We start from the raw sequence: 20622 nt of genomic DNA, 5'->3' as shown, positions 1-20622 counted from the left end.
GCTTGGCACTTATAGTTGTTGTATTTCCAAAATAATACTTTCTTTTGCCGTTTTTTGCATTTCAACATTATTGTATACATTGGTATTCTTTTTCGGTTCCTTTTTCATCGCTGACAAAAGGCTTCAGTCGACGCAGTATTCTGCTTCCTGTGAAGCCGCTATTTTATGAGTCGGAGCCGTATTCCTTATGTTGAGTCTGATAATCAAACGCCTGTTGCAGGCATGCCTGGTTGTTTGGTTAATGGCGACGCTGGTCTTTTTCGCCCTGCACGTTATTGGTAGTCCGGTCGATATTTTATTGTCTCCCGATGCCACCGAACGGGATCGTCAACAGCTGATTGCCGAACTTGGACTGAATCTTCCGCTGTGGCAACAGTACGGGCTTTTTTTACAGGGTCTGCTGCACGGTGATTTGGGGCGCAGCTACGTCTTTAATCAGCCTGCGCTGACGCTGATCCTGCAACGCTTCCCGGCCACGCTGGAGCTGTCGGTCAGCGCGACCCTGCTGGCTATTATTATCGCGTTGCCGCTCGGCCTCTTTGCGGGGCTAAAGCCTGATAGCTGGCTGTCAAAAACCATTATGGCGGGCAGTATTCTGGGCTTTTCCCTGCCGACATTCTGGGTGGGTTTACTGCTGATTATGTTTTTCTCGGTCAGTCTGGGATGGCTGCCCAGCGGCGGGCGCGGCGAGATGCACACCTTTTTGGGCGTTCAGTGGTCTTTCCTTACCAGCGATGGATTACGCCATTTATTACTCCCGGCCATTAATTTGGCTTTATTTAAAACTTCGCTCTTATTGCGTCTTACCCGCGCGGGTGTGCGGGAGGAGATGTCGGCGAATTATATGCGGCTGGCTAAAGCGCGTGGTTTATCTGGCTTAAGAATGACGTTTGTTCACTTATTAAAAAATATCGTGATCCCCCTGATTACTGTGGTGGGAATGGAATTTGGTTCGATTATCTCTTTTTCGGTTGTCACCGAGACAATATTTGCCTGGCCCGGCATGGGAAAACTGATTATCGACAGTATTAATATGCTCGACCGGCCGGTTATCGTCGCATATCTGATGATCATCGTCACCCTTATTGTCGTCATCAATCTCGTCGTGGATATTCTTTCATCTCTGCTTAATCCGCGGATCAGGTTAAATGCAGGAGAAAAGGCGCATGGCTGAGGCAAATATGGTGATACCGTCAACGCCGCAGCGCAGCCTGGGCTTACGGCAATTTCTGCGGCTTTACGCCCGTTCAAAAAGCGCGCTATTCGCCGCGCTGCTGGTAGGGCTGATTATTATCGTCGCCTTTGCCGCGCCGCTGCTGGCCCCGCAAAATCCTTACGATCTTCAGCAACTCAGCATTATTGACGGACAACTGGCGCCGGGTGCGCAGAGCAGCACCGGTATCCTGTTCTGGATGGGTAGCGACGATCAGGGGCGGGATATGTTATCGGCGATACTGTACGGATTACGTATTTCGCTCGGTGTTGGTTTTGTTTCAGTTTTTTGCGCCGCCATTATTGGCGGGTCCCTGGGTCTGCTGGCCGCCTACCGCGGCGGTAAAACCGATGCGCTCATTATGCGGCTGGTGGATTTGCAGCTCTCCTTTCCGGCTATCCTGGTAGCCTTAATGTTGTTGGCTTTCCTGGGCAAAGGCATCGGCAATGTGGTGCTGGCGCTGGTCATCGTGGAGTGGGCGACCTACGCCCGGGCTACGCGCAGCACCGCGCTTGTTGAAAGTCAGAAAGGCTATATCGAAGCCGTGGTCTGCCTTGGCTTGCCCTTACACCGCATTCTGTTTCGCCATTTGCTGCCGCAGTGTATGCCGCCGCTGATTGTCATTTCAACCGTACAGGTCGCGCGAGCAATTGCACTGGAAGCGACGCTCTCTTTTCTGGGGTTAGGCGTGCCGGTGACGGAGCCGAGTCTCGGCATGCTTATCGCTAACGGATATCAATATATGTTATCGGGTGAATACTGGATCTGCTTTTACCCTGGCATTGCGCTGATGGTGACCATCGTCGCGATTAATATGGCAGGGGATCGCCTGCGGGACGTGCTCAATCCATGGACACGATAAACAGTTTAACCCGGCGGGGAGAGGCAGTATGAGGCCAGTTCTTGAAGTCGAAAATCTGAGCGTGGATATTCAGTCCGACGGCGAGTGGCGGTCTGTCGTCCGGCATATTTCCTTCACGCTTGACGCCGGGCAAACGCTGGCGCTGGTCGGCGAGTCGGGATCGGGAAAAAGCGTTACGGCGGCGGCGATCATGCGTATCTTACCGGCGCATAACACCCGCATTACCGGCAGAGTATTGCTGAACGGGCAGGCACTGTTGCCGCTGAGCGAAAAACAGATGCGCGCGGTGCGCGGCGGCGATATCAGTATCGTTTTTCAGGAAGATTGTCTGAACCCGGTTTTCACGATTGGCTATCAGCTTACGGAACATCTGATTCAGCACCAGCAACTGAGCCGCCGTCAGGCGCTGCAGGAAGCCATCGGCCTGCTGAAGAAAGTCCGGCTTTCGGCTGCGGAAAAGCGGATGGATGACTATCCGCATCAGCTCTCCGGCGGAATGCGTCAGCGGGTGATGATTGCGCTGGCGTTGGCCGGACGCCCGAAAGTGCTGATTGCCGACGAGCCCACGACTGCGCTGGATGTCACCATCCAGGCGCAAATTATGGCGCTGCTTAAGCTATTGCAGCGTGAAGAGGGAATGGCCGTGCTGTTTATCACTCACGATATGGGCGTGGCGGCGGAAATGGCCGACAGAACCCTCGTGATGCAGGCGGGGGAAGTAAAAGAAACAAATTCCACCGCCGCGCTGTTTGCCCAGCCGCAGCATCCCTATACGGCGCGGTTGCTGGCGGCTGTCCGTCATGACGCGAGTCCCCCCACTGCACCCGCCACCGCAGAACCGCTGCTGGAAATTGAAGGACTGTCCTGCCGTTTTAACCTCCGCGGCGGCCTGCTGGGACGGGTGAAGCAGCGCGTGCATGCCGTTGAACAAATCTCCTTACAGCTCAGGCGCGGTGAAACGCTGGCGCTGGTGGGCGAGTCGGGCAGCGGCAAATCCACGCTGGGACGCGCGCTGGTGGGGCTCGTCGCACCGCAGGCTGGCCGCGTCCTCCTCAATGGCGAACCTATCGTTGCGCCAGGCCTGCCGTTACGAACCGATCTTGCGCGCCGCGTGCAGATGATCTTCCAGGACCCGTGGTCCAGCCTGAATGCCCGCATGACTGTCGGCGAGGCGATTGCCGAACCGTGGATTTATCACCGGCTCGGCGATCAGCGTCAGGCGCGTGAAAGGGTGGCCGAGTTGCTACATCTGGTCGGGCTTACGCCGGACATGGCGACGCGGTATCCCAATGAATTTTCCGGCGGTCAGCGCCAGCGTATTTGCATCGCCCGGGCGCTGATACTGGAGCCGGAGGTGATTATTGCTGACGAATCGGTCTCTGCCCTGGATGCATTAGTGAAAATGCAGGTCATGCAGTTGCTGAGCGAGCTACAGCATAAGCTTGGCACTGCCTTTCTGTTTATTTCCCATGATATGTCGGTGGTCAGGCAGTTCAGCCACCGTGTCGCCGTTATGCAACGCGGCGTCATTGTTGAAACGGGGCGTAACGAGGATATTTTTCAGCGGGCGCAGCACCCTTATACCCGCCGTTTACTCAGCGCGGTTCCCGTCGCCGATCCGTCCCGACGCAGCAGGGCACCTGAACTGGATAATAGCGAGATAGCGCATGCCGTCATGGCGGTAAATGCCGCCGTTCCTCCGTTAGTCTACCGGCAAATTGCGGTGGAGCATCAGGTCGTGGTGAATCGCTGATATGACCATGATGCTGACCCGCGAACTGGGCGATGTGATTGCTTCCGCCCGCCAGATACCGATCGGCGATGATGCATTGCATTATGCCCGACGTGACCTGATCGATACGCTGGCGGTGATGCTGGCGGGCAGAAGTGAGGATACCGTCATCAGGCTGGCGCAAACGCAGCGCCTGCTGGCGGACACCGCGTCGCCGGATATTCTTGCCTTCGCGCTACAGGCGGGCACGGCGGCGCACGTGCTGGATTATGACAACGTCGCGCTGGGCGGGCACCCGGCCGCCGTGCTGATCCCGGCTCTGCTGGCACTGGCGAGGCGCTTTCCTCTGTCCGGGCGCGCGCTACTGGTTGCTTATGCTATCGGCTATGAAGCGTGGGGCGAATTACGGCGGCGGCATCTTGTGCTGGCGCACGCGGCGGGCTGGCATCCCAGCGGGTTAACCGGACCTATAGCGGCGGCGGCGGCCTGCGCCTCGGCGCTTGAACTTGATGCGGTTAAGGCCCGGCACGCGCTGGCGATTGCGGCGTCGCAAAGTGCGGGACTGATGGCGAATTTCGGCACGCCAGTTAAGGCGTTGCATATTGGCTTCGCCGCCAAAGCTGGTCTGTTTGCCGCGTTGCTGGCGCTCCAGGGCATCACCGGCAATGACGCTATCCTGGAGCAGGAAAACGGCTGGCTGACGACCTGGTCGCCGCATCATCCCGCCGACAGAACGACGGCGCTGGCATTACGACAAGAAGACTGGCTACTGGCGCGCCAGCCCGCGGCGATTAAATATTATCCGGTGTGCTATGCCGCTCACCGGATCGTGGATGCTGCCCGCCAGCTTTATTCGCAGACGGCGGCGCGCCGTGCGGATATCGTACGCATCCGCCTGATGACCAGCCAGCGTCACAGCGATATCTTGCGTTTTCGTGAGCCGATGGACCGCACCCAGAGCGGCTTCAGCCTGGAGTTTGTGGCGGCAAGCGCGCTCATCGATGGCGAACTGACGCTGCGTTCCTTACAGGATGAAAAGCGAGCGCGTGCGGAGGTTAGGCGACTGATGGCCTGTTGCGAACGTATTGCCATTGCAGAAGGCGATCCTGAGCGCGAAGGCTTTGCACCACAGGATCGGATTGAGATTATTTTTCGTCAGGGGGACACGCTTTTCAGCCCGCCAGTGCGTTATGCCACGGGCGATACACGACTGCCATTAAGCGCAGAGCAACTGCGTGAGAAATTTATTGATTGTCTGCACTGGGGAGGCGTAACAGAAAATACCCATACGCTGTGGACGTCTTTACAAAATATAGAGCAGTTATCCTTTATCGATGAGTTAGATATTTATCGGCTGTTGCCGTGTCGTAAATAATAACGACTAATCAATATTAAACATATTTATAGCGATATTGATTATTAAAATATTTCAGCCTGATGATTTAGGCTGTAACCGGTACGGGAAGGGAATTTTTATTTTTCTGATTAAATGAAATCAATAAATACAATTTACTTAAAATAAACCACCAGGAGACAGTCATGAGTATTAACAGAAGACAATTTCTCTTCCGTACCGGCGCGCTGGCGGCGGCGTCGTTTATTCCCGTTGCTGTCACCTGGCCAGTGACGGGCTGGGCCGCTCAGCCGGTAGACAGCCTGGTGCTGGGGTTCAGTAACGAACCGTCGTCACTCGATCCCCACTGGCATATTGTCAGCGCTAATGCAGCGCTGACCACCTATTTATTCGATCGGCTGGTAAGATCGGATAATAAACAGCGCCCGCAACCGGGGCTGGCAAAATCATGGAGGGTCATTGATGACACGACCTGGGAGTTCGAATTACAGCCGAACGTGAAGTTTCATAATGGCGCGCCGTTGACCGTCGATGATGTTATTTTCTCTTTCGATCGCGCCAGCCATATTGTTGGCTCGCCTTTTGCACTACGAACTTATTTACATGACAAAACCGTCATTAAAGTCAGCGACACAGTATTAAGAATAAAAACCCTGGCACCGAATCCGATTGTCCCTAATGAGCTGGCGACAGTAGCAATTATTAGCCGCAGTAGCGGCGACGCAACCACTGCCGACTATAACAGCGGCAAAGCCGTCATCGGCACCGGCCCTTACAAGCTGGTCAATTATATTCCCGGTAACCGGATTGTGCTGACCCGCAATGATGACTACTGGGGTGAAAAGCCGCAGTGGAAGGACATCACTATTCGTCCGATTAGCGCAGATGGCGCGCGCGTGGCGGCGCTACTCTCCGGGGATGTCAGCGTCATCGAAAAAGTCGCGCCCACCGATATCGCCCGTCTGAAAACCAACGGCACGATTAATTTAACCCGCAGCGTGACCAACCGGGCTATTTTTCTCAGCTTCGATCACGGGCGTAAACGTTCACCGTTTATTCGCGACAATGCGGGCAAGCCGATTGATAACCCGCTGCTGGATTTGCGGGTCCGCCAGGCGTTTCAGCTGGCTATCGATACGCGACTGATCGTCAAACATATTCTCACCGATGCCGCGGAAGTGGCCGATCAACTGGTGCCGGAAGGCATTTTCGGCCACAGCAACGCGATCAAACCCGTCACCGCGGATGCGGAAAAGGCCAGGGCGCTGCTTAAAGCCGCAGGGTATCCGGAAGGCTTTCGCATTACGCTGCATTCGCCAAACGATAGGTTTATCCGTGACAGCGCCGTTGCTCAGGCTGTGGCGCAGATGCTGACGCGGGTCGGCATCAAAACCGAGGTGGAGACCATGCCCAGTAGCGTGTTTTACAAGCGGGTTACCGGCGACGCGCAGGGCAGCGAATTCAGCTTCTTCCTCGTCGGTTACGGTAGTGCCACCGGCGAGTCTTCCTCGCCGCTGCGCTCGCTGCTGCACTCTATCGACAAAGAGAAAGGCTACGGCTCCAGTAACCGCTCTTTCTACAGCAACAAAAAGGTGGATGAGATTATCGAACAGGGGCTGGTGACCCTTGATGATGCCAAACGCGAAGCGCTTTTTGCCTCGGCCATTGAACTTGCCATCGCGGATGTGGCTCTGCTGCCGCTTTATCATCCCATCAACGTCTGGGGACTGCGCAAACCGCTGAGCTATCCGGGACGCAGCGATGAGCAAACCATTGCCATGGAGATCGGCGTGGCTGGCAGCGCAGGAGCGTAAACATGAAGCACCGGGATCTGATCCGCGCCGGGCTACTGGTACCGGCAGGCAATATGGCGCTGGAGTATGAACTGCCGCGCTGGTTGCCGGAGACCATTACGTTGAACGTCGCGCGCGTGTGGCGTCCGGGCGGTACAACGCTTTCTGCCTCAGCGCTGGAAGCGATGCAGCAAAATATCGCTCCGGCGCTCGACCAGATGGATCGTCTGCCGCTGAAGGTGGCTCTGTTTGGCTGTACCAGCGGCAGTTTTGTTGGCCAGCCCGATGCGCCGGAAGCGATTGAGCGGCAAATTACCGCGACCCTCAGCGTGCCCGCCGTGACCACCGCCCATGCCGTCATCAGAGCATTGCGCGCGCTGGGGGCGAAGCGAATTTTTATGATCACTCCCTACCCGGACGAAATTAATCTCGCCGAGGTGGCGTTTTTGCGCCGGTACGGCATAGAGACCTCGGGCTATCAGTCGTTCAACTGTTCGTCGGCGTATCCCATCGCGGCTGTCGATAGCGATGACATTGTGGCGCTCGCCAGCAAATATGCCGGAGCCATCGGTCGGGCCGATGCGCTGTTTATCAGCTGCACCAACCTGCTGACGCTGGAGATTATTCCGGCGCTGGAAGCGACGCTGGACGTGCCTGTGGTGACCTCTAATCAGGCATCGCTGTGGGCGCTTTTGCAGGCGCTTGATGTGAAGTCCCGCAGAGCGGCGGGCCATCTGCTGTCAGTGAATGAATGAGCTAACTATACGGAAACAGGTTATGTCGCAAAGAGGAACCCGAATTGCTGTCGATATCGGCGGCACATTCACCGATATTGTATTGCAGCACGCCGACGGCACGCTGGTGTCTGCCAAACGTCTGACGACCCATGGCGCGCCGGAAGAGGCGGTATTGCAGGGCATTGATAATTTGCTCAATGAGACGGCGACGGCGGCGGAAGTAAGCGCTGTCGTGCATGGCACCACGCTTGCCACCAATGCGCTTATTGAGCGCAAAGGGGCGAAAACGGCTTTGATCACCACCCGGGGGTTTCGCGACACGCTGGAAATCGCCCACGAACACCGGTTTGACGTTTCCGATCTGTATATGAAACGCCCGGAGCCGCTGGTGCCGCGCGCGCTGCGCTTTGAGGTTGTTGAGCGGCTGGCCGCCGACGGTAGCGTGCTGACGCCACTGGACCCGCACTCGCTGGAAGCGCTGCTGCCGCAACTGGATGCTCAGGGGATCACCTCGGTGGCGATAGGTTTTCTGCACAGCTATGTCAACGGTGAGCACGAACGGCAGGCCGCGGAATTTCTTCGCCGGGCGCGCCCGGGTCTTTCGATCACCCTGTCGCATGAGGTTTGTCCGGAGATCCGCGAATACGAGCGTCTCTCTACCGCCTGCGCTAACGCCTACGTGCAACCGACCATTGCCCGCTACCTGCAACGACTCGATCAGGGGCTGCGTCAGCGCGGCATTGCCGGTCAGACGTTACTGATGATGTCGAATGGCGGTCTGACCTCGCTTGAGCAGGCCTGCCGTTTTCCGGTACTGCTGGTGGAGTCAGGCCCGGCGGGCGGGGCGGTGTTCGCCGCGCATATTGCCCGCGAAGCGGGGATCGCCGAAGCCATTGCCTTTGATATGGGCGGCACCACGGCGAAAGTGGTGTTTATTGATGACGGCGTGCCGCAATACGGCCGCGAGCTTGAGGTGGCGCGGGCGTATCGCTTTCTGAAAGGCAGCGGCATGCCGCTGCGTATTCCGGTGGTGGATATGGTCGAAATCGGCGCTGGCGGCGGCTCGCTGGCGAAGCGTAACGCGCTTGGGCTTATCGACGTTGGTCCCGAAAGCAGCGGCTCAGAGCCGGGGCCCGCCTGCTACGGTCGCGGCGGCGAATTGCCGGCGATTACCGATGCCGACCTGCTGCTGGGCAAAATCGACGTCTCGCGCTTTGCTGGCGGCAAAATCGCCCTGTCGCGAGACAATGCCGTTCGCGCTTTACAGACGCATCTCAGCGATGAAACCGACCGCGACGGACAGCAGGCGGCGATGGCGATGGTCGAAGTGGTTGATGAGAATATGACCAACGCCGCACGGGTTCATGCGACCGACCGGGGCTTAACCATTGAAGGCCGGACGCTCATTGCCTTTGGCGGCGCGGCACCGATGCATGCGGCGCGCGTCGCGCAAAAGCTCGGCATCGATCGGGTGATTATTCCCAAAGGGGCGGGCGTCGGCTCGGCGCACGGCTTTTTACTGGCTCCGCTGGCCTGCGAAGTGGTGAAAACGCAGCTTCTGGCGCTAAAGGCGTTTGATGCAGAACAGGTTAATGCCATTTTCGGCCAGCTGTACCAGCAGGCGAAGGCCACGCTAGCGGTCAGCCCGCAGGATGAGGCGGCGCTGCATCAGGAACATACCGTTTATATGCGCTACCGCGGGCAGGGGCATGAAATCCCGGTGCGCCTGAGCGGGAAAACGCGCTATGAAGAACACGACGCCGCCTGGCTTATAACCCGCTTCGAAGAGGAGTACGCCCGCCATTTTCACCGCATTATTCCCGGCATGCAGATTGAGTGTCTGACGTGGGGCTTAAGACTGAGCCATGAAACCGACGCGACACAGGTGCCCGCAGCAACGAACCGCGAGGCGTATACACCCGCGCCACAGCGCGAGCAGACGCTCGTCGACCTGGCCACGCTGTCGGCACAGCAGGCAGGGGTTTATCCGCGCGAAGATTTACGCATCGGCGCACAACTGCTGGGCCCGGCGATTATCGCAGAGAGCGAAACGAACACCGTCGTACCGCAGGGGTTCAGCGTCACCCTCAGCCGTCAGCAACATCTTATTTTGCAAGCCAACCGGGAGGAAAAATGAGCGCTGCTATCTCCGATATTCAGCTACAGGTCATCTGGAGCCGCCTTATCGCGGCGGTAGAGGAGCAGGCGAGAAGTCTGATCCGCGCCGGTTTCAGCACCTCGACCCGGGAAGCGGGCGATGTTTCCGCGGGCGTATTCTCCCGTGAGGGCGAGATGCTGGCCCAGGCGGTGACCGGCACGCCCGGACATGTGAATTCGATGGCCCGTTCGGTGAAACACTTTCTGGCCGCTTATCCGCTGGACACCCTGGCACCGGGCGACGTGCTCATCACTAACGATCCGTGGAAAGCAACGGGGCACCTGTCCGATATTTCAGTGGTCACACCGGTCTTTCGCCACGGACGCGCCGTAGCACTGTTTGCCTGTACCACGCACGTTGTGGATATTGGCGGCAACGGACCATCACCAGAATCGCGCCAGGTGTTCGGCGAAGGGCTGTTTATTCCCATTATGAAGCTGGCCGAGGGCGGTGTGGTAAACGAAAGCCTGCTGCAAATTGTTCGCGCCAACGTCAGGGAGCCGGTGCAGGTCGAGGGCGATATTTTTGCCCTGATGGCCTGTAATGACGTGGGTAACCGCCGCCTGCAAAAAGTCATGGATGAGTACGCGCTGGACGATTTTTCCGATATCGGCGCGCGCATTCTGGCCTTCAGCCAGCGGGCGATGATGGCGGCCATCGGCGAGCTGCCGCACGGCACGTGGCGCAACAGTATGCGCGTCGACGGCTATGAACAGCCGATCGATCTGGTGGCCGCCGTCACCATAGACGACAGCGGCATCCATATTGATATGGAAGGCACCTCCGGGCCGTCGCGCTACGGCATCAACTGTCCGCTGTGCTACACCGAAGCCTACGCGGCGTTTGGCGTAAAAAGCCTGATTGCGCCTGGGCTGCCCAACAACGCGGCGACGCTGGGTTGCATTACGCTGCGTGCGCCGGAGGACTGCATCGCGAATGCCCACTGGCCGCGCCCGGTGGTGGCGCGTTCTCTGGTCGGCATGTTTCTGCCGGATCTGATTTTCGGCTGCCTGCGCCAGATCCTCGCCGATAAAACTCCGGCAGAAAGCACTGGTAGTCTGTGGAACGTGCGGCTGGCAGCGCCCGACTCAGAATGGGGAAAGGCGTATATGACCACCAGTTTTCACAGCGGCGGCGCGGGCGCGAGGCCGCAGAGTGACGGGCTTTCCGCCACGCCGTTTCCCTCCGGGGTGAAGAATGTGCCGGTGGAGATCACCGAAGCCATGACCAGTATCGTGGTGTGGGAAAAATCTCTTCTTCAGGATTCCGGCGGCGCGGGGCAGTACCGCGGTGGGTTGGGGCAAAAAATGGTTATCGGTAATCGTTTTCCGGTGCCGCTGGCGCTCTACGCCCGCTTTGATCGGGTCATCCATCCCGCGCGTGGTAGTGAAGGTGGGTTGCCGGGGCGCACGGGACGACTTTACCTGGCATCGGGTAAGCCGCTGAACGCCAAAGGCATCCAGGAGATCCCCTTTGAGGATCGGCTGGTGCTGGAAATGCCCGGCGGTGGCGGTTGGGGGAAACCGCAGCAGCGTGCAGAGGACGATATTCTTGCCGATGTTGAAGCGGGATATATTAGTCAGGAACAGGCAATCGACGTTTATGGCATTGACGCGCAGCGCCTGAAATAACTTATTAACGTTGTTAGTAGACTGTCTCATTCGAATGAATGGGACGGTAACTTTGTGACCTAAACTCTGGGGAAATTAATGAAAAAAATAATTCTTATGGCGTTATTTGTCAGCGCCTCCTCTGCCCACGCGGCGGAAATCTTTAATAAGGACAAAAATAAACTGGATCTGTATGGCAGTGTCAGGGCCAGACATTATTTCAGCGATAGTGACAGCGTTGATGGCGACGCATCTTATGTCCGGTTGGGATTTAAAGGCCAGACCCAAATTAACGACAATCTGACCGGATTCGGCCAGTGGGAATATAATTTCCAGGCCAATAACTCCGAGGGCAATGATGCGCAGGACGGCAATAAAACGCGTCTGGCCTTTGCCGGTCTGAAGTTTAGCCGCTTTGGCTCCATCGATTACGGACGTAACTGGGGCGTGACTTATGATGTGGCGTCGATCACCGATAAAGCGCCGATCTTCGACGAGCTGACCTACAGCACCGCCGATAACTTTATGACCGGGCGTTCTACCGGCTTACTGACCTGGCGTAACAGCGACCTGTTCGGTGCCGTTGATGGACTGGACGTGACGACGCAGTTTCAGGGGCGCAACTCAGATCGGTCGGCTACCGCCACTAACGGCGATGGCTACGGTTTCTCGCTGAGTTATGAACTGGTCGATAATCTTACCGTTCTCGGTACGTACAGCGCGTCGAAAAGAACCTCAGCCCAGCAACAGCTGAAATGGGGTGATGGCGACCGCGCCGAAATTTGGGCCACCGGGATTAAATATGACGACAAAGGTTTATATCTTGCGGCGTTGTATTCCAACAGCCATAACCTGAACAAAATCAGCTCCTCTGGCTATGCCAACGAAGCCAACAGTTTTGAAGCGGTTGCCTCATATCTGTTTTCTTCCGGCATAAAACCGTTCGCAGGCTATTTCCAGTCGCGCGGAGAAGATATTGAAGGGGTAGGGAAGGCGGATATCGTTAAATATGTTGATATCGCTCTCTCATATTTCATTAATAAAAACATGCTGGCCTATGCCGATTATAAAATCAACCTGCTGGACGATGATAATCCGCTGGGGGTGAATAGCGATGACAAGTTTGGTGTCGGGTTAACGTACCAGTTCTGATAACACTGTCATCAACTGACATAACGCAGGCGTTAATAAAAGGGTGGCGGCATGAACAATGAAAAAATACATAGCTCGCACTGGGGTGTTTTTCGCGTCTCTGAGGAGAAGCACGGGTTAAACGTGAAAGCCTGGGATGACGATCCGGACCCCAGTCCGCTATTAGGTAATTTTACTGATTCTGCCGACCACCCGGTGCGAATTTTGAAGCCCGCTGTACGACGCGGCTGGCTTGAGAACGGTCCGGGCCCTGACGATCGCCGGGGCGCGGATGAATATATTGAGATGGAATGGGAGCAGGTCCTCGACCTTGCCGCCGATGAACTGGCCCGGGTCAATCGCCAGTACGGGCCAGACGCGGTTTTTGGCGGCTCCTATGGCTGGTCGAGCGCCGGGCGCTTTCATCACGCCCAAAGCCAGGTGCATCGCTTTCTGAACACGACTATCGGCGGCTACGTGCGCTCGGTCAACAGCTACAGTTCCGGGGCGGCGGCAGTGATCCTGCCGCATATTATCGGTGAGTTAAATGAGGTGGCGCGTCGCGGCGTCAGTTGGGACGATATTGCCGCGCATAGCGATATCATTCTCTCTTTTGGCGGCATGGCGCTGAAAAATTCGCAGGTGGCCAGCGGCGGCATCAGCCGTCATACCGAGCGAGAGTTTATGCGTCAGGCTGCCGCAAGGGGATCACGATTTATTAATTTCAGCCCGCTGCGCACGGATATGCCGTCAGAGGCCCGCGCCGAATGGTGGAAGGTCGCCCCCGGCAGCGATGCGGCGCTGATGCTGGCGCTGATCCACGAGATTGTCGTCAGCGGAAATGCCGACCGGGCGTTTCTCGAACGTTACTGCGAGGGCTGGCCGCTATTCGAAGCCTATGTCCTGGGCAACGCCGACGGCCAGGCAAAAACGCCGCGCTGGGCCGCGGAGATTTGCCGGATCCCGGAAGACGAGATTGCCTCGCTGGCCCGTGAACTTGCCGAGAAGCGGGTGCTGGTGACGGTCTCGCACTCCTTACAGCGTGCGGAGCATGGCGAGCAGCCGGTATGGCTGGGGCTGGCGCTGGCGGCAGTATTAGGCCAGCCTGGATTACCCGGCGGCGGGTACGCCTATGCGCTGGGGGCGATTGGGCATTACGGTAAACATCATAACGTGGTCGCCTTCCCGGCGCTTCCTCAGGGCGTTAATCAGGTTAAGACTTTTATTCCGGTGGCCAGGATTGCGGACATGCTGCTTCATCCAGGTGAAGGCTTTGATTTTAACGGTCAGCACCTGACCTATCCGGACATTAAACTGGCATGGTGGGCCGGCGGCAACCCGTTCCATCACCATCAGGATCTCGGCAGGTTGCGTCGCGCCTTCGGCCGGCTGGATACGCTTATCGTCCATGAACCGTTCTGGACCACTACGGCGCGTCATGCCGATATTGTTCTGCCTGCCACGATGACCCTTGAGCGTGACGACATCGGCGGCACGCCGACCGATCCTCTGCTGGTGGCGATGCAGAAAGTAAGAGCGCCTCAGGGCGAGGCGCGGGATGACTATACGATTTTTACGGCGCTGGCGCGACGTTTTGGCACAGAACGCGCCTTTACTGAAGGCCGTAGCAGCCAGCAATGGCTGCGTCATCTTTACGGCCAAATGCAGGAAAAACTGCGTGGGCACGGCATTAACGTGCCTGACTTCGACTCCTTCTGGCAGACAGGAACGATACTGTTGCCGCAGATTCAGGATGGCGACCGGCTGATGCGCAGTTTTCGGGCCGACCCGACCGGCGCGCCGCTGCCCACGCCCAGCGGGAAAATCGAACTTTTTTCCCGCACCATAGCGCGTTTCGGTTATGCGAATTGTCCAGGGCACCCGGCGTGGCTGCCGCCGACGCAGCAACCCGATCGGCATCACTCTCTGTGGCTTATCGCGAACCAGCCCGCCACGCGGCTGCACAGCCAGCTTGATTTTGGACAGTGGAGCGCCAGGAATAAGCAAAAAGATCGGGAAGTGTGCCAAATACACCCTCAGGACGCTGCGAAAAGATCGATACGTACGGGGGATATCGTGAAGATTTTTAATCAGCGCGGGGCGCTGCTGGCCTGTGCGAAAGTCACTGAAGATATCATGCCAGGCGTGATTCAGGTGCCGACAGGTGCCTGGTTTGACCCGATGGAGCCACTGGCTGCCGTGCCTTTTTGCGTCCACGGCAACCCCAATGTTGTGACTCTCGACAAAGGAACTTCATATCTGGCGCAGGGATGTACCGGGCAGATCGCCACGGTAGAAATGGTGAAATTCGAAGGTGTCCTGCCGACGGTTAAGGCGTTTATTCCTCCACGGCTGAGCGCGGCGAGCGCCCCCCGCCAGAAGTCTGATTTATCGCCCGCAACATTACGGGCGCGTTTTAATTATCCATCTGGCTGATAATGGTCAGTCGGGCACGATAGCCGTTGCGAATATGCTGACAGGCGGCCTCCTGCGCGGCCTCCGCGTCACGGCGGACTAGGGCGTCCACCATTGCCTGATGCTCGCATTTTGCCTCTTCCGCCCGGTCGGAAAGCGCATAGGTTGTGCCGCGTAGCAGAGAGAGGTGGATGCGCAGGTTATCGAGCATTTCATTAAGATAGGGGTTATGGGTGGAACGATAGATCTGCCGATGAAACTGGCGGTTGTGATCGTGCAGCATTTTACTGTCGGTCAGCGTTTTTTCCGTGTCGACCATTCTTTGCAAAAGCGCAATTTCTTCATCGGACGCAGCGGATACCGCAAGCTGCATCGCAATTTTTTCCAGTCCTTCACGCACGGCAAAAAGCTGACGCAGGCGATCATAGCTGATATTAGCGACAATCAGGCCGCGTTTCGGTCCAGGCTCCGCCAGACCGAGCGTTTCCAGCCGGTGCAATGCTTCACGAATAGGGGTTCTGCTCAGGCCAAATTGCGCTGCCAGCCTCGTTTCCTGCAATCGTTCTCCGGGCAGGAGTTCTCCGTGTTCGATAGCGGTAATCAGTATCTCAAAAGGTGAGATAGTCATATTACGCTTATCAGTTTTTAAGTTCATAATTTATAAAGGTTATTTCCGATTTTTGAGGCCTGGCAGCCGGGGGTGAGTGCAATTGATAATAATGTCATATTGCCACAGTAAATAATGTTTTATCGTTCATTTTGTTCTTAGCTTAGTTAAAAAACGTCTTTTGTACTGCACGCTGTCACTGATATGTTTAGATTGTCATTTATTGTATACAAATGGATTCAATTAATCATTGTATTGTTTTGTAAGACTTATTTAGTAATCAGCATCAGGAAAACCACAATGATGATACCAGACGCCGCAATAGCCCCTTATGTTCGAGGGGGGCAGCTCAGTCATTTTATTCATCACGCACACGAGAACCACATCCCGGACGCGGTTCTGCATGAAGCGAAACGCGCACTGATTGATTACCTCGGCGTGGCGCTCGGGGCGGTGAATGACGACGCTGTACGTGCGGTACGGCAGGTCGTACGCGTCTGGAACGCGACAGGCGAAGCACGCATTCTGCTTGGCGGAACGACGACGCCGGGGCTGGCGGCGCTGATTAACGCCACGATGGCGCACGCGGCGGATTACGACGATACTCATCCCGCCGGTGCGGGTCATCCTGGCGGCCCGTGCTGGTCGACCGCGCTGGCGATGGCGCAGGCGCATCCGGTCAGCGAGGAACGTGTGCTGAAGGCGTTTATCGCCGGATTTGAAGTGATGGCGAAGCTGGGCGGCGGCTGGGTGCCGGGCGTCGGGCGGAATCTACAACGCCGCGGCTTTCATCCGACCTCGATCGTCGGGCGGGCCGGGGCGACGGCGGTCGCGTCATCAATTCTCGGACTCAACGAAGAGCAAATACAAAACGCGCTCGGCGCGGCGGCGACCATGATGGGCGGCCTACAAAAATCCTCCGGTACTCACGGTAAGCCTTTCCATGCGGGTAAGGCGGCAATGGATGGTATTCTTGCCGCGCAGCTGGCTTCCGAAGGTTTTGTCGGCGCGCACCATTTCTATGAAGCCGACGGCTGGGTGAAAAACTTTATTCAGGACGGCAGCGCGGAGATCCCGCCGCTCGATTTCGGTGAAAGCTGGGAACTGCTGACTAATGGCTACAAGCTGTATGCCAGCTGCCGCGGAACGCATGCCTCCATCGAGACCGCACGTCAGCTTTATCCGCGGCTTAAAGGTCGGAAGATCGTCCGCATCGAGGCAAAGGTGCACCCGATGGGAATGGTGAACGCCGGTATCCTCAATCCGCAAACTCCGCTGGAGAGCAAATTCAGCATTCCGCACTGCATTGCGCTGGCCCTCAGCGGGTACGCGCTTACCGATACGGATTTTACGCCGCAAACGGTGGCCGATCCCGCCGCCCGTGCGCTGTTGCCGCTAATGAACGTGCAGGCTGTCGAGGGGCAGTCCGCCAGCTCGGCGTTTATTGACCTCTGGCTGGAGGATGGCGAGGTGCTTCACGCCGCGACCGAGGTATATCGCGGCCACGCGCAAAACCCGTTAACCGATGAGGAACTACGCGCCAAATTCGACTCTCTGGCGATTCCGGCGCTGGGCGCAGAGCGCAGCAGCGCGCTCTACCAGGCCGCCGCGCATTTTGAACGTCCCGGCTCGCTGGCGCAGATGACCGCGCTGCTGGCAGGCGACAACGCCGACTTTAGTAAGGATACCTATTAATGACCATCGCCCGACAAATGGCCGCAAACCTGCTGCGCTTCTCGCGCCAGACGTTTTCACCGGCAGCGCGCGAGCAGGCGCGAACCGCCATTATTGATACGCTCGGCGTAACGCTGGCAGGCGGCGTGCAGGACGGGGCGGAGAAACTTCGCCATGTGATTGCGCCTTCTGCGGCAGCCGGCAAAAGCCGCGTTTTTGGCACCGATTTGCGCCTGAACGTGCTGGATGCCGCGCTGCTGAACGGCGTATCGTCCCATCTGCTGGATTTTGATGATTCCAACTCCTGGCTGCATGGGCATATTTCTGTCGCCGTGCTGCCCGCCGTGCTGGCGCTGGCGGATGAATATGAGCTAAACGGCGAGGCGATCGTGCGCGCTTATCTTTGCGGGTATGAGACCGCCGTGCGCATGGGCAAAGCGGTCAGCCCGTTCCAGTACCGACACGGCTGGCATCCGACGACTACCGTGGGAATTTTTGCCGGTGTCGCCGCCTGCGCCGTGCTGTTGGAATTAACTGAAGAACAAACCGCGACGGCACTATCAATTTGCGCATCGTTATCTTCCGGCATTAAATCCAACTTCGGCAGCCAGACCAAGGCGCTGGTGGTGGGGCAGGCAGCGCGCAGCGCGGTCATGGCGGCCCTGCTGGCGCGCGAAGGCTTCAGCGCCGGACAGACGGCGTTTGAGCACCATCACGGCTATTTCAACGTTTTCAACGGTAGTGACAACGTCGACCCATCCGCGCTGACCGAGTCCTGGGACGGTACTCCGTACATTCTTGATACCGAGAAGAGCAACAACTTTAAGTATTTTTCCTGTTGTTACGCCATCCTGTCACCGGTAGACGGCGTGCTGGCGCTGCGCGAGCAGACGGGACTCAGCCCGCAGCAGGTGGAGCGTATAGAGGTGCAGGTCCATCCGGTCCGTTTTCCTCATATCAATATTCCGCAGCCGGAGAATCCGCTGGCGGGGAAATTCAGCCTGCATTATTGCGTGGCGAGGGCCTTTGTCGCGGGCACCCTGACGCTGGACGATTTTATTGAAAACACGCGTTTTGCCGATCCGGCAACTCAGGAGTTATTGCACAAAGTAACGCTTAGCTGTCATGACCAGCCGACGACCCACAGCGCCTACGTGACGCTGACCGCCACCGACGGAAGACAGTTTCATCAACATATCGCGGGAGCCCGGGGCTCCAGTCCAGCGAATCCGCTGCCGGAAGGCCTGCTGGCGCAAAAATTCCTCGATTGCGCAGGTCGGGTATTGTCTCCTGACGATGCGCGGGGGCTGTATGCACGCCTGCTGCAAGACGACTATCGCTGAGCGGAGCGGCCATGACATTACAGTTAATTCCCGCCGATATTTCTCCGTTGTTTGCCGGCGTGATGGTGTTTTGCAGCTTTCTGACTTCGGCGCTGACGGCCGCGATGGGGCTGGGCGGCGGCACGGCCCTGCTGGCCGTGATGGGGCTGGGAATGCCGGTAACCAGCCTGATGCCGGTCCACGGAATGGTGCAGCTGGGATCGAATCTCAGCCGTACGCTCATTCAGCGTATTTACGTGGTCTGGCCGCTGGTGCTGTGGTTTTTGCTCGGCAGCACCGTCGGTATCGCCCTCGGCGCGCCGTTGGCGGCCGCGATTCCGGACGACGCGGCGCGTATCGCGTTAGCGTTATTCATCCTGTGGACGGTCTTTCACAAGCGTGGTGAGGCGAAGCCGCTCAATAAGCTATTTTTCGTCATCGGCGGCGGGATCAGCAGTCTGGGGACGATGATTGTTGGCGCGACCGGGCCGATGGTCGCCGGTCTTATCAGTTCTCAGGGGCTGAAAAGGCAGTCGCTTATCGCCACGCACGCGACCTGCATGGTGCTCCAGCACGGGCTTAAGATTCTGGCCTTCGGCCTGATGGGGTTTGCCTGGGCCGCATGGCTGCCGGTGCTGACGGCGATGATCGTCAGCGGCGCGCTGGGTACCTGGCTGGGCTCGCGGCTGCTCGATAATCTGCCGGAGAAATTGTTTCGCGTGGTGTTCCGGCTAACGATGCTGCTGTTAAGCGCGCAACTGATATGGCAGGGCGTGCAGGGATGGCTGAGTTAGACCATTTTCGTATTTGTTGCAGCGTATTCGTTCTTTGCCAGGGGCCTGGGGATGCGCTGAACATAGTCAGACAAGTTGATAGCAAATATTAGTCACTATAAAAAATTCATCGGGAAAGGGGCGATTATGCGCAAAAGTATCAAAACGGCGGCGGCAATTCTGCTGATCGCGTCCGGGAGCTTCGTCCTCCCGGCATATGGCGCGGACGCGTCCGCCAGCAGCGGCGAAACGCTGAAGAAAATTAAAGCCCGCGGGGAGCTGATTTGCGGCGTGCATCCTGCGCGCCACGGCTTTTCCTCCATCGATAATAAAGGCAACTGGGTAGGGCTGGACGTGGATTTTTGCCGCGCGCTGGCGGCGGCCGTTTTTGGCGATGCGAAAAAAGTCCGCTTTACGCCGCTCTCCACGGCACAGCGATTCCCGGCGATTCAGTCCGGCGAAGTGGATGTGCTGTCGCGCAATATCACCGCGACCCTGACCCGCGACGTATCGCTGGGTCTGAATTTCGCGCCGCCTAACTTTTATACCGGCACCGGCTTTATGGTGCGCGCCAACAGCGGCGTAAAGAAGATTGAGGACCTTGACGGCGCGACCGTCTGCATTACGCCCGGCAGCAGCACCGAGCAAAACGTGGCGCAGATCTTCACCTCCCGTCATCTGCACTATACGCCGGTAGTGATTGAGAATAACAAAGAGTACGTTGCCGCCTACCTGGCCGGGCGCTGCGACGCGATCGCCCGCGACAAGGTTGCGCTGCCGGGGGTGAAAAACTTCGACGCGGAAAAGCCGGACGACCATACGGTCCTGCCGGGTATCTATTCGAAGGAGCCGCTGGCCATGGCGGTGCGCAAAGGCGACGACCAGTGGTTTGATATTGTTAAGTGGGTGGTTTATGCCACCTTCAACGCCGAGGAGCTGAAGACCAGCCAGGCGAACGTGGACGAGCAGCTGAAATCCGCCGATCCGGATGTCCAGGCCCTGTTGGGCGTGAGTGGCGACTTTGGCCAGAAGCTGGGGCTGGATAATAAATGGGCTTATAACGTGGTGAAGCAGGTCGGTAACTACGGCGATATTTATAACCGCCACTTTGGACCGCAAAGCATGGAACCCCTCGATCGCGATCTGAATAAGCTATGGAACGACGGCGGCCTCCTGTATGGCTTACCGATCCGCTAATCTGAGCGTCCCTGCGAGCAGGGACCTTTCTTTTGGTTTGTATG

15 protein-coding genes are annotated in these 20622 nt (G+C 57.4%); 14 read left to right on the top strand and 1 reads right to left on the bottom strand.

The genetic code is table 11. The features are described from left to right. Positions 1–187 precede the first annotated feature (187 nt). The 10 genes from ABGB15_RS21710 (at position 188) to ABGB15_RS21665 (ending at position 15026) form a co-directional block, all read left to right on the top strand. Positions 188–1174, top strand: coding sequence for an ABC transporter permease (locus ABGB15_RS21710; RefSeq protein ID WP_369064330.1), 987 nt, complete (start codon positions 188–190; stop codon positions 1172–1174). After that, entirely contained in the window at positions 1167–2075 is a 909-nt protein-coding gene (locus ABGB15_RS21705) for an ABC transporter permease (protein ID WP_369064329.1), read from the top strand. The genes ABGB15_RS21710 and ABGB15_RS21705 overlap by 8 nt, the downstream gene beginning before the upstream one ends. Positions 2076–2103: 28 nt before the next feature. After that, positions 2104–3828, top strand: a complete 1725-nt coding sequence (locus tag ABGB15_RS21700) for an ABC transporter ATP-binding protein (protein WP_369064328.1) — start codon at positions 2104–2106, stop codon at positions 3826–3828. 1 nt (position 3829) lies between these two features. After that, on the top strand, positions 3830–5182 hold the full coding sequence (locus ABGB15_RS21695) for an MmgE/PrpD family protein (RefSeq protein ID WP_369064327.1): 1353 nt from the start codon (positions 3830–3832) through the stop codon (positions 5180–5182). Between the two features lie 164 nt (positions 5183–5346). Beyond that, the gene (locus ABGB15_RS21690; protein ID WP_369064326.1) at positions 5347–6975 is read left to right on the top strand and encodes an ABC transporter substrate-binding protein; all 1629 of its coding nucleotides are present in this window, start codon (positions 5347–5349) and stop codon (positions 6973–6975) included. A 2-nt stretch (positions 6976–6977) separates the two neighbouring features. Continuing rightward, positions 6978–7709, top strand: a complete 732-nt coding sequence (locus ABGB15_RS21685) for an aspartate/glutamate racemase family protein (protein ID WP_369064325.1) — start codon at positions 6978–6980, stop codon at positions 7707–7709. 22 nt (positions 7710–7731) lie between these two features. Beyond that, positions 7732–9828, top strand: coding sequence for a hydantoinase/oxoprolinase family protein (locus tag ABGB15_RS21680; RefSeq protein WP_369064324.1), 2097 nt, complete (start codon positions 7732–7734; stop codon positions 9826–9828). Then, the gene (locus ABGB15_RS21675) at positions 9825–11480 is read left to right on the top strand and encodes a hydantoinase B/oxoprolinase family protein (RefSeq protein ID WP_369064323.1); all 1656 of its coding nucleotides are present in this window, start codon (positions 9825–9827) and stop codon (positions 11478–11480) included. The genes ABGB15_RS21680 and ABGB15_RS21675 overlap by 4 nt, the downstream gene beginning before the upstream one ends. A gap of 78 nt (positions 11481–11558) precedes the next feature. After that, positions 11559–12611, top strand: a complete 1053-nt coding sequence (locus tag ABGB15_RS21670) for a porin (RefSeq protein WP_369064322.1) — start codon at positions 11559–11561, stop codon at positions 12609–12611. Between the two features lie 51 nt (positions 12612–12662). Further along, positions 12663–15026, top strand: coding sequence for a molybdopterin-dependent oxidoreductase (locus tag ABGB15_RS21665; protein WP_369064321.1), 2364 nt, complete (start codon positions 12663–12665; stop codon positions 15024–15026). Here ABGB15_RS21665 and ABGB15_RS21660 read toward each other — a convergent pair. Next, a complete protein-coding gene (locus ABGB15_RS21660) occupies positions 15007–15633 on the bottom strand; it encodes a GntR family transcriptional regulator (protein WP_369064320.1) in 627 nt (208 codons plus the stop codon). The two genes, ABGB15_RS21665 and ABGB15_RS21660, sit on opposite strands and share 20 nt — an antisense overlap. Before the next feature lie 279 nt (positions 15634–15912). Between ABGB15_RS21660 and ABGB15_RS21655 the strand changes: the two genes are divergently transcribed. The 4 genes from ABGB15_RS21655 to ABGB15_RS21640 all read left to right on the top strand — a co-directional run bounded on the left by ABGB15_RS21655 (position 15913) and on the right by ABGB15_RS21640 (position 20578). Next, positions 15913–17307, top strand: a complete 1395-nt coding sequence (locus ABGB15_RS21655) for an MmgE/PrpD family protein (RefSeq protein ID WP_369064319.1) — start codon at positions 15913–15915, stop codon at positions 17305–17307. After that, entirely contained in the window at positions 17307–18629 is a 1323-nt protein-coding gene (locus ABGB15_RS21650) for an MmgE/PrpD family protein (RefSeq protein ID WP_369064318.1), read from the top strand. Before ABGB15_RS21655 ends, ABGB15_RS21650 begins: the two co-directional genes overlap by 1 nt. An 11-nt stretch (positions 18630–18640) precedes the next feature. Beyond that, positions 18641–19402, top strand: coding sequence for a sulfite exporter TauE/SafE family protein (locus ABGB15_RS21645; RefSeq protein WP_369064317.1), 762 nt, complete (start codon positions 18641–18643; stop codon positions 19400–19402). 126 nt (positions 19403–19528) lie between these two features. Further along, complete coding sequence (locus ABGB15_RS21640; protein ID WP_369064316.1) at positions 19529–20578, top strand: amino acid ABC transporter substrate-binding protein; 1050 nt, start codon at positions 19529–19531, stop codon at positions 20576–20578. Positions 20579–20622 lie beyond the last annotated feature (44 nt).

It is taken from the genome of Enterobacter sp. MALB-1 (genome assembly GCF_041021625.1).
Taxonomy (GTDB): domain Bacteria; phylum Pseudomonadota; class Gammaproteobacteria; order Enterobacterales; family Enterobacteriaceae; genus Enterobacter; species Enterobacter oligotrophicus.
This window is presented reverse-complemented; position numbering and strand designations above follow the sequence as displayed.